This is a genomic window from Paenibacillus hemerocallicola (assembly GCF_006265175.1).
GTDB lineage: Bacteria > Bacillota > Bacilli > Paenibacillales > NBRC-103111 > Paenibacillus_AB > Paenibacillus_AB hemerocallicola.
On record NZ_VDCQ01000059.1, the window covers coordinates 56340 to 67297 of the forward strand.

Annotated in this window: 8 protein-coding genes; 6 read left to right on the top strand and 2 right to left on the bottom strand. The window is 53.5% G+C overall.

Annotated features, from left to right (window positions below; genetic code table 11):
- The first annotated feature begins 312 nt into the window (after positions 1 to 312).
- The 3 genes from FE784_RS30780 to FE784_RS30790 all read left to right on the top strand — a co-directional run bounded on the left by FE784_RS30780 (position 313) and on the right by FE784_RS30790 (position 3890).
- Positions 313 to 1959 carry a helix-turn-helix domain-containing protein gene (locus FE784_RS30780; RefSeq protein WP_139606098.1) on the top strand — a complete coding sequence of 549 codons (1647 nt, stop codon included), beginning with the start codon at positions 313 to 315 and terminating at the stop codon, positions 1957 to 1959.
- A gap of 98 nt (positions 1960 to 2057) precedes the next feature.
- Positions 2058 to 3026 (top strand): ABC transporter substrate-binding protein, encoded by a 969-nt coding sequence (locus FE784_RS30785; RefSeq protein ID WP_176706646.1) that lies wholly within the window; start codon positions 2058 to 2060, stop codon positions 3024 to 3026.
- Positions 3027 to 3029: 3 nt separating this feature from the next.
- The gene (locus FE784_RS30790) at positions 3030 to 3890 is read left to right on the top strand and encodes an alpha/beta hydrolase (RefSeq protein ID WP_246132270.1); all 861 of its coding nucleotides are present in this window, start codon (positions 3030 to 3032) and stop codon (positions 3888 to 3890) included.
- Between the two features lie 88 nt (positions 3891 to 3978).
- On the opposite strand, the gene FE784_RS30795 is transcribed toward FE784_RS30790, so the two are convergent.
- Positions 3979 to 5406, bottom strand: coding sequence for an extracellular solute-binding protein (locus FE784_RS30795; RefSeq protein WP_139606100.1), 1428 nt, complete (start codon positions 5404 to 5406; stop codon positions 3979 to 3981).
- A gap of 347 nt (positions 5407 to 5753) precedes the next feature.
- On the opposite strand from FE784_RS30795, the gene FE784_RS30800 reads away from it, so the two are divergent.
- Positions 5754 to 8246: a carbohydrate binding domain-containing protein gene (locus tag FE784_RS30800; RefSeq protein WP_139606101.1), complete on the top strand. Its 2493-nt coding sequence runs from the start codon at positions 5754 to 5756 to the stop codon at positions 8244 to 8246.
- Between the two features lie 95 nt (positions 8247 to 8341).
- On the opposite strand, the gene FE784_RS30805 is transcribed toward FE784_RS30800, so the two are convergent.
- Positions 8342 to 8773: a DUF6526 family protein gene (locus FE784_RS30805; protein ID WP_139606102.1), complete on the bottom strand. Its 432-nt coding sequence runs from the start codon at positions 8771 to 8773 to the stop codon at positions 8342 to 8344.
- A 196-nt stretch (positions 8774 to 8969) separates the two neighbouring features.
- Here FE784_RS30805 and FE784_RS30810 point away from each other — a divergent pair, with 196 nt between their 5' ends.
- Positions 8970 to 9797, top strand: coding sequence for a helix-turn-helix transcriptional regulator (locus FE784_RS30810; protein ID WP_176706647.1), 828 nt, complete (start codon positions 8970 to 8972; stop codon positions 9795 to 9797).
- Positions 9798 to 9897: 100 nt separating this feature from the next.
- Complete coding sequence (locus FE784_RS30815; RefSeq protein ID WP_139606104.1) at positions 9898 to 10899, top strand: zinc-binding dehydrogenase; 1002 nt, start codon at positions 9898 to 9900, stop codon at positions 10897 to 10899.
- Positions 10900 to 10958: the final 59 nt, after the last annotated feature.

Here is a 10958-nt window from a genome sequence, read left to right on the forward strand (position 1 = left end):
TCTGAAAGGGGTTGGGGAAATGTACGAAAGCGGAGCGTCTGACTTTAAAATCGGGTTATAACCGCTAATATTCATCCAAATAACTCGATTTTAACGGAAGTGAGCATTCCCCTACCCCTTGCCTTCCTCGCATCCTCTTTTTGTATACTTTCTCAACAGTCTGAGGTCGCCTTTGGCGGCCTTTTTTGGTAATTTACACTTGATTTTATGGTTTGGCAACCCAATACATGGGAGTCCGGCTTCTTTTGTTATGCCGCCTGACTCAATGATACAATAAGAAGAAAAACCGATGAGGACAGGTGTTGATGCCGTATGAACGAGGATAGTCGGTATGGGGGTTCCGCTCTTATCGATTTATCGGACTATTGGTTCAAATTGCTGCACATAGAGCGAATGTCGGATAAAGGGGCGGCCGATGACGGCGGCGAGAAGTACGGGCCGCATTGCGATTACGAGCTGATCCTATGTGCCGGTGGCCGACTGAAGATGACGATAGGCGACCGGCAAGCGGAACTGGGCAAGGGGAGCTCGATGGTTGTCCGATCCGGGGAACGGACTCCTTCCATGGAATGGGTTGAAGGCACCCTAGCGTATGTGTTGAGATTCGGAATTTACCGGGAATTCGAGCATGACGGCATGCGGGAGACAAGGCCGGAGCCTTTTCCGCAGCGGACCGGGAACGTCGTTCAGTCCTCCGAGTCTTTCTTCGATTTGTGCGACGAAGCTTATCGATGCTGGCTGGAGGACCATCCGATCAGGCGCTTTCGCGGCCAATGCTTGTTTCAGGAGATGCTGTATCGTCTGTTTGCGGATATGCAAGCCGTTCGGCCTTCGGACACGGCGGCGGCATTGGAATTATCCAGGCAATGCATGGAGGAGGCTTGCGAGGAAGAATGGACGATCGACCGGCTGGCCAAGCTGGCCGGACTCAACCCGCATTATTACATGCAGCTGTTCAAAAAGAAATATGGCGTCAGCGCCATCGACTATTTGACCGGGCGGCGCGTCGAGAAAGCCAAAGAGATGCTGTCGCGTTCCGATAGCCAGCTGCGCCATGTAGCGAAGCGAGTGGGGTATTCGGACGAATTTTATTTCAGCCGCAAATTCAAGCAGCAGGTCGGCATGTCTCCGACCGTTTATAAGAGGAGCCGGCTGAACCGGATTGCCGCTTACGGCTATCCGATCACGGGCCAGCTGCTGGCGCTGCAAATGATCCCGTATGCGGCCGCGCTTCATCCGAACTGGTCGTCTTACTATATTCAACGCTATGGCCGGGATATTTCCGTCCATCTTCAAGATCCATACGGACAGGAGCATTGGGCCGTCAACCAGAAGAAGCTGCATGAATTCCGGCCCGAAGCGATTATTTCGACCGATTGGCTGGCGTCGGGCATCAGGGAAGAAATGGGCGGGCTCGCCTCCTCGTTTATTGTGCCGTGGGTCGATAAGGATTGGCGGGAGCACCTGATGCTGACGGCGCAATTCTTGAATAAAAAGGAGGAGGCTTCGTCTTGGCTGGACCGTTATGACGAGAAGGCCGAGAGCATCGGGCGCTCCTTGCGATCCGGCATGGGAGACGCGGCGACGCTCATGATCTATATTTACCGGGACAAGCTGTTCGTGTGCGGTGCCGGCCGGACCGGCGGCGTGCTTTATCGGGATTTGAAGCTGGCCTCGCCCCCTCAGGTCGAAACCATTTTCGCTTATAAGGAAATTGCGGCGGAGCGGCTTGGGGACTTTGCGGCGGAGCGGATGCTCGTCGTCCTCAGCGAGGACGAGCCGTCCAATGCCCATTATCGACGGCTTTGCCGGACGAAGGCATGGCAGACGCTGCCGTCGGTGAGCAGCGGGCGAATTTGGCTAGTGTCTCCGGACCCTTGGCTGGAGTACTCGGCTATGGGGAACGACCGGATGCTGGATGCGGTAATGAAATTATGGGATCAGGATCGTACAAAATAATTCTTAGTATAATCCATGGCAGGCATGCCTCTATTCAGATATAATCACATTATATGATAATGATTATCATTACTAATATGGTTCTGAAGGGGAGCAACATGAAAAAAAGCATAATTGCCGTAGTTATCCTTATGTGTATCATGTCCATTACCGGCTGCGCGACCGCACCCAAGCAGTCGGTGCCGCAGACGGCCGCATCCGGCAAGGAAACCGCACCGGCCGGGAAAAGCGGTACCCGGATCGTAACCGATCTGAAGGGAGAGGCGGAAATTCCGGCCAATCCGAAGCGGATCGCCGATATTTCCGGATCGTCGGAGGAGCTGCTGCTGTTGAATCACAAGCCGGTAGCGACGGCGAATACCGATTCCTACGACCACGCGAAGCCTTCGGCTTACATTGGGGACAAGCTGGCCGGCAGCACGATCGTCGGGTTCTACATGACCGAACAGATCAACATCGAGGCGCTGATGACGTCAAACCCCGATCTGATCATCATGAACAAGCGTCAGGACAAAATTTACGACCAGCTGAAAAAAATAGCGCCTGTCGTCATGCTGAAAAACGATCTGGAGAAATGGCGCGACCGGTTTGCCGAGATCGGAGACATACTCGGGCAAAAGCAGGACGTCGAAAAATGGCTGAAGGAGTACGACGCCAAGGCGGCCAAAATCGGGGAGCAGGTCAAAAGCAAATTCAAGGACGAGACGTTCTCCGTATTCCTGGCGCACAAGAAAGGCTTCTATTTATTGGGCAGCGAAGGAGCCGGTTCCGTCGTCCATGACGATTTCAAGCTGCCGAAGCCGTCAACCTCCCCCGATACGCCGGAGAAAACGATGGTTCTTCTGACCTTGGAAAATTTGACGACGCTGAACCCGGATCATATTTTGTTATTGTCGCCGGAAGGGTTCGACGAGGCCTATCAATCGTCGAGCGTTTGGAAAGGGCTTAAAGCAGTCCAGCAAGGAAAAGTATACCAAATAGCGGCCAATCCGTTCTACAATCAGGCCTATATGCCGATCGGCAAGATGGCGTTTCTCGACGAGCTTAGCCGGCAGCTGGTGAAGTAAGGGATGAATAGGAACCTTACTCCTACGGATTCGGCGGCAACACCGGACTTGTTCGATGCCAATATGCCGGGGACCAAGCAATTTACGATAGGTTCCGGGCAAGAAAACCACTGGGTCTACCGGATTTACGTATCCTGGCCGCAGGGGGAGCCGCCGGCTGACGGCTTCCCGGTCATCTATGTGCTCGACGCCAATTCCGTCATCGGGACCATGATCGAGGCCGTCCGGTTGCAGTCGGGCAAGCAGAGGGGAAGCGGTCCTTCGATGGCGGTAGTCGGAATCGGCTATGAGACGGACAAAGCCTTTTCGACGGAGCGTTTTACCGATTATTCGCTGCCCATGCCGGTTGAGGAGCTTCCCCCGTATTCCCGCGGAGGCGAATGGCCCCGTCAGGGAGGCGCGGATGCCTTTCTCCGCTTTATCGAGGAGCGATTGAAGCCGCTTATCGCCCGGATGTTTCCCGTCAATGTCCGCGAGCAGGCGATATTCGGACATTCCTTGGGCGGTCTGTTCGCCTTGCATGCCTTGTTCACGCGGACGGATGCTTTCCAAACGTATATTGCCGGAAGCCCGTCGATCGACTGGTACAAACGGCTTATCCTGGACGAGGAACGGCTGTGGAGGACAAGCCTCGGCAATGACAAGAAGCTTAACGCAAGGCTGTTGGTTACGGCGGGTGAAATGGAACGGGACCATCCGACGCGGATCAATGACAACGCCAAAGAACTGGTCGAGCGTCTGAAGCCGCACATGGACAGCGGATTGCATGTGGAGTACCGGGAGTTTGAAGGGGAAAACCACATTTCGGTGCTGCCTGTATTGATCAGCCGCGCGGTGCGGTTTTTCAAAGAAGGCTTGGAGTAAAAGGAAAGAAGAGATCGAAACAAAGAAACCACGGTTCCCCGGTTGCGGGTTGCGGGAGCCGTGGTTTCTTCTGTTTGCATGATCGTATTCAGCCCATCCGATTTTGCGTGGCTGCAAGGGATTGCTCATAGACGGGCCTGAGCAGCTTCTCTTGGACGCGCCGGCATGTATCCGCGGCAGTGTCGAGCTTCATCCAGACGTACAGCATCTCCAGCCCGATTTCCGAGAGCAGCCGGTAGCCTACGCCCAGGTCTTTGATCGGCACCGCGTAAGGAAGCAAATCTATGAACGAATGATAATGCTTCGGATGAATGGAATGGTTTACGAGGCTTCGGTTTTCGGCGACGCTCCGGTTGGCCGGAATGGAACAGGCGTTCATCTTCAGATAGCTTTGCGATGACTCCGAAGCCATATGCTCGGCGAATTCAAGCGCCGTCTCGCGATGCTCGCTTCGTGCAGGAACCGCGATTCCGCTGCCGATCAGCAGCGTGGACTTCTGTTTGTCGCTCGGCATGAAGGGAAGCACGTCCCATTTGAAAGGGAGCGAATGCAGCTCGTTCATGAAAAAATAGCTCGACAGCAGCAGCGCGACTTTGCTGTTCTCGAACAAAAAACGGTCGGCTCTAAAGTCTCCCTGCATGTATGGGGAAATCAAATTGCTGTGGATGAGGGATTCGAAAAATTGTATCGCCTCCACTGCGGCGGGTTCGGCGAAGGCCGGCCGGCCGTTTTCCCCGAAAAAGCTCCCGCCGTTCTGATGCATAAACATGAGCCATCGGCGTGGAGACGCGGTAAAAGCGAGCCCGTACTGCTGCTTGATGCCGTCGGCATCGGATTTCGTCAATTCCTTGGAAAGTCGCAGCAGGTCGTTCCAGCTGTCCAGCCTTAAGCTCTCCGAATCGGGTACGATTGACGAATTGCAGCAATAGACGATTGGCGAGAATACGACCGGAACGGCTCTCAGCTCTCCCTTGGCGCTGAACATGTGCAGCAGCTTCGGATAGATGTCGTTAGCCGATGACGCCCGGCATAGCAGATCCGTCTTGCCCGTATCCTCCAAATAGTTGAAATGGTCATCCGACAACAGGACGAGATCGGCTTGTTCTCCCGTCTCGATCTTATCCAGAACCTGTTGTACATAGTTGGCGTTAGGGAGCGGGATCAGCTCGATCTCGACATCCGGATGGCTGTCTTGAAACGTTCGGATCATGCGGCGATACACGGGAAGCTCGTAGCATACGTCATAGCAATAAAACTTGAGGCTCCTCCGCCCGGCCGGAATTTCCCGCACGCGGTTGCCGATGCACGGAATTTTCTCGATCAGACCTTCGCGTTCCAAATCGGCGAGTACTTTTCGCAAAGTGGTTTTGCTTAGATGGTATTGCTTGGCCAAGTGAGCTTCGGAGACGAGAAACTCCCCCGGCCGGATGGAACCGTTACGGATTTGTTCCCGAAGTTCCTGAAGAACGGCGTCGAGCTTGTCTTTACTGGAAACTCGTTTATTTATGGCGAACACCCCCGGACCTTGACGGAACTTTTATACATCATATCACGGCGATTACGCCATGAAAACAGAGCGGGGACAATCGCGCCAGCCGCGCTTTGCCGGCAGCTTTGCCACTGGGACAACGAGGCACACAAACAAACAAACAAACAATCCCGTAGCGGATGGAAAGCATGCAGTGCCGGAGCAAGGGCTTGCGTCCCGGAAATGGGTATTGACGGCGTCATGCAGAGTTGGTATCCTTTTAACGATACCAGTACAGTACCAGGATCGTCAACAAGGGTATCGCTTTTCCTTACTTCTCCGTTCCACTAGAAATGTAAGCACTTACAGGATTGAAATCCAAGGAGGCGTTTGCGTTGAATGCGAGAACAAGAAAAGGATTGTCTTTGCTGCTGTCGCTGGTCGTATGTATGGCCGGCATGTTTCTGATTACGCCGGTCCAAGCGGCGGACCTGTTGATCTCCAACCATAGCTTCGAGAACGATTTGACGGGCTGGACCCAGACGTTCGGGGCGGGCAATCCGAACGGCACGCTCAGTGCGGTAACGGAGCAGGCGGACGACGGAACCAAAAGCCTCAAACTGACGGACAACGATCCGGCGGGAGCCTTCGGCTTGGAGAGCGCCAAGCTGGCGGCGGCAGCGGCAACTACGTATGTCGCCTATTCCAGAGTGTATGTGACGAGCGGCAATGCGGATTTGTATATCCGGTTCTACAACAGCTCGAACGCGTATATCAGCGGCGCGTTTACTTCGATTTCCACCCCGTCCGGCGAATGGACGAATATTCAAGTCAAAATGACCGCGCCGGCCAATACGGCCAAAGTGGCGGTACTGCTCTACTCGAACAAGGAAAGCGTAGGGACGGCGTATTGGGACAATGTCCTTATCTCCAAAGAATTTACCGGCCTGGGCGTTCAAGTGTACGACGCTTCTCCGAACGGAACGACTTTCGGGATCGGACCGAATGCGCATAAAGCATACGGAGTCGTGACCGGCTCGGGCAGCCATTTGCCGAAGATGGAAGTTATCGATACGAATACGGAATCGGTTACGTCGGTCGTCACCTTCCCCTCAGGGACAACGAACCCGACCGGTGTCTGGGCTGCTGCCACCTCGACGGACGAATCGATCTACTTCGGGGCTTATTCCAACGGCAGACTTTATAAACATACGGCTGGTACTACGACAATTTCCGACCTGGGGCAGGCATCCTCCGGGGAAACGATCATCTATGATCTGAAAGCGGGAACGAACGGGAAAATTTACGGCGGGACATTCGACAGCGCGGCATTTTTCAAATATACGCCGACAGCCGGATTTGCCCAAATCGGCTCGAAGCCGTTTGCCTCGGGAAAAAACTACATAAGGGCGCTGGCCTACGACGCGACTCATGATGTCACCTATTTGGGCGTCGGCGCGAACGCCGCCGTACTCCGGTTCGATAATGTCACCGGCGAGACGACCGACATTTTGTCGTCCGCGTATTCCGGAATTTCCCTTCCGGGAAGCATCGATTATACGGGCGACCGGGTGTTCGTCGGCATCGGGGGAACGATGGTCGTGCTGAAGGTTACGGAAAATCCCGACGGTTCCTTCCAATCCGTGGCGACGGATGCCGCCGTGGGCGCGACCTCCCATGCTTCGCCCGAACATAACGGAAAAGTGTACTTCACCAATACGGGCAAATTGTACGCGTACGATATCGCCTCGAAAACGGCCTCGAATCTCGGCTTCGACGTCGGCGGAAGAGTCAAGCGCTTCGAGTGGGTGACGCTGACCGATCAGACGGGCTTTCCAGGCAAGACGCTCGTAGGCATATGCGCCATCAACAATCAAACCTATATTCTGAAATACAATCCGCAAAACGGCATGTTCCGGCTCGCTCAAGTCGGCGGCGCGGCCAAAATTCCGGGAGACCTGAATATGATCTCGACCGGACCGGAGGGAAATATTTATACCAGCGCGTATTTGACCGGCGGCATCGGCATTTACAAACCGATTCGCGGGGACGGGAACGACGCTTTGGAAGAAGTGATGCATTCTCCGATCACCCAAGTCGATAAAATGGGCGCGTACAACGGGAAAATGTATTTTGCCGCTTATCCGGGCGGGAACTTGTACGAATACGATCCTTCCCTGCCGTGGGCGGGCAACGTGAATCCGAGGCTGCTCGTAAGTACGGCGACCCAAGGCCAGGATCGTCCCAAAGCGCTTGCGTTCGGAGAAGGGAAAGTGTTCATGGGGACGGCGGCGAAAACGGGGGCCATGGACGGAGCTTTGACCGTCTATAACTTGACGACCGGAGCGTCCACGGTGCATGCGGGAATCGTGAATGATCAGAGCGTTATCGCGCTCGCGTATTTTAACGGGAAGGTGTATGGCGGCACGACCGTACGAGGAGGTTATTCGACGACGCCGACGACGACCGCGGCCGAGTTTTTCATCTACGATCCGGCTACCGGAACGATTGCGAAGCCTCCCATGCCGGTTGCCGGAATCAAGGCCGTCACCGAATTGATCGTGGTCGATAACAAGATTTGGGGATTCGCGGACGGCTACTTGCTCGTATTCAACCCGGCCAACAATACATTCGAATACTTCGAGCAAAAATATACGGATGTGTCCTACCCGAACGGAACTTACCGGGATGCCGATCTGGTCACGGTGGCCAAGGACCCGAATTACGTGTACGGCACGATCAAAAACACTTATTTGTTCAAAATAAACAAGTCGACCAAGGCGGTCACCAATATCGTCACGACTGGCGCGGATATGCTGACCGGCGATTTTTTCGGCAATCTGTACTATAAGAAGAATGATTCGGAATTGTGGCGGTACTCTTATTGATTACGGCCAAAAAACTGGTTCAGCTTGTATAGTCAAGACCCGAGCGCATCGCTGCTAGCGATGCGCTCGGCCGTTATGGCCGGATGCACTTGCTCTCAGACCCGATGGTGGTCCGCTCTCCAATGGGTTATGGATTTCTTGATCAGTCGGGGTTCCATCCCCGTTTCGGCGGCTTTCATGCATAGCTGGGGAAAGGAGGCGTCATCCGCGAAACGAAGTGCAATGATCTGCTGCAAGCCGAGTCTGGAATCCAATGGTTTGCCCGTAAGATGAATGTGCCGAAAGTTCTCCTCTTGAAGAATGCTCCGATCCTGCAATTTGGTTGCAAATTGCCGTACAAGCACCGCCAGTATTGCCATACATAAGGAAATACCGAAAATTAAAAGGGATGAATAACTGAATTGTTCTTTGAGCATGTGAACGATAGAAGCTATGAAAACGATAAGCGAGATCGGTGCCAGGACAAAATGGTATAAAGGTACGAATTTACGGTGGTTGACATAACTTTGCGATTCGAGATTACTCAATTTTCTACCTCCTCTTTGTCATAAGTACTAAAAATAATATAACACGTTTGCGGATTAACCAGAATCAGGAAATGGAAAAAATATTAAACACCGATTTTCTGTAAGAATGTCCAAGCATCAATTCGCTTTACAACGGTAAGCGGAATCCTTTACGATATCATCAAAAAAGCTTGCAATCAGAAGGATGTGGCTTTTCATGAAGGACGATATCATCTCTTCGTTGCTGGAAACGGCGGAGCTGAAGGTTTTGCAGTTCGATATCCATCGCCTCCGGGCGATGAATTACCGGAAGCGTACGTTCCGGCAGTTTTACATGATGACCTACGTGAAGAAAGGCTCCGCCAAGCTGAAGGTCCGGGACCAAGTCTATGATATCGATCCGGGAACCGTCATCTTTATTCCTACCTTTCTGGAGCATGACCAGTATAAAGACAGCGATGAGGAAACCGAATTTCTATGGTGGCATTTTACATACAAGATCCATAACTTGATCGATGTGCTGCCGCTTTTGCAAATCCCTTACATTTACCCGCTCAGAAATTACGAAAAATTCGAGGCGGTATTCGACGAATTCATGCGCACCACTTCCAAGGGAGGACATTTGCCCAGCATCATCCTGCACAAGGCCAAATCGCTCGAGCTGCTCTACTTGTTATTGGACAATGCTGTCGGACATGCGGAGCCTTCGGATAGCGGGAGGCCGGCGGACAGCTTCTTGTCCATTCTGCTGAAGATCGTGACGCAGCCGGGGGCTTCGCTGACGCTTAAGGATATAGCCGACGAATTGCACATGAATCCGACCTATGTCAGCAACCATTTCAAAGAGATGTTCGGCAAATCGCCGATCATGCTGCACCGGGAAATCAAAATCGCCAAAGCGAAAGCGCTGCTGGAGACGCGGGAGATGAACATTACGGAAATTAGCCGTATGCTCGGATTCAACGATATCCAAACGTTTACCCGCCTGTTCAAGAAATATACGGGAATTTCCCCGGGGCAATACAAAAGCCTGTTCGACCTGTAGAAGTGTTAAACTTCAACAAAGCCATGCTCTACTGATCCGAGACCCGAAACCTATACAATACTCTCGAGGGTACATAATCCCTGCTGAGGAGGTTTTTTGGATGGACACGTTTAAAATTGTTTTCACGGAAAAGGAAAAGGTGGAAACCCGAACGGAATCGCTGGATCCCGCGCTCGGTCCCACTCAAATGTTATGCGCCGCACGATGCTCCCTGATCAGTACGGGGACGGAGCTGCAATGTCTGCGGGGCGTATTCGATCCGGGGACGAACTGGTCCGACTGGGTGAAGTATCCGTTCTACCCCGGGTATTCCATGGTGGCGGAAGTGCTGGACATCGGAGCGGAAGTGAAAGGGATACGCAAGGGCGACCGCGTGTTCGTCGAAAATGCGCATGCCCAATATTTTAAAGCGGAAGCCAGTCGTGCTTGCCTTCTTCCGAAAGACGTGAGCGTGGAGCAAGGCGTGTGGATCAACCTGTCGAAAACGACGCAGCTTGGCGTGAGACGAGCGGAGCTGCAGCTCGGGGAAACGGTCGGAGTAATCGGACTCGGGATTCTCGGACAGCTGGTGACGCAATATGTATACAATTTCGGAGTAAAGGAGCTATTCGCCATCGATCCGGCGGAAAGCCGGTTAAAGCTGGTCCACGAGCGGCCGGGCATCCATCTGTTGGCCATGGATGCGGGCCAAGCCCATGAACCGATCAAGCAAACGACCGGCGGCAAGATGCTGGACGTCGTCTTCGACGTTACCGGCCATCCGATCGCCTTGGCTCAGGCAACCAGGCTCGTCAAGCCTTTGGGCCGCGTCGTATTGCTCGGGGATACGGCGACCCCTTCCCGGCAGGAAATGGGCCGCAATGTCGTCTCGAATTCGGTTTCCATCCTGGGCATTCATGGCCGCATGGAATACAAAGGTTGGAGCCATTCCGATATGGCCGCCCTGTTCTTGAGCTATATCACCCAAGGCCGGATGAACGTATCCTCCTTGATAACCCATCGCTTTTCCCCGTTGGAGGCCGTGGAGGCATACGGGTTATTGGCGAATAACCGGAGCTCGGCTATGGGCGTTTTATTTGATTGGACGAAGCTGGAGGGATAATCCGCGATTCCGGGCGTACAGCGAGCCGGAAATCGAGCGGATTTCATCCGACTGCGCCC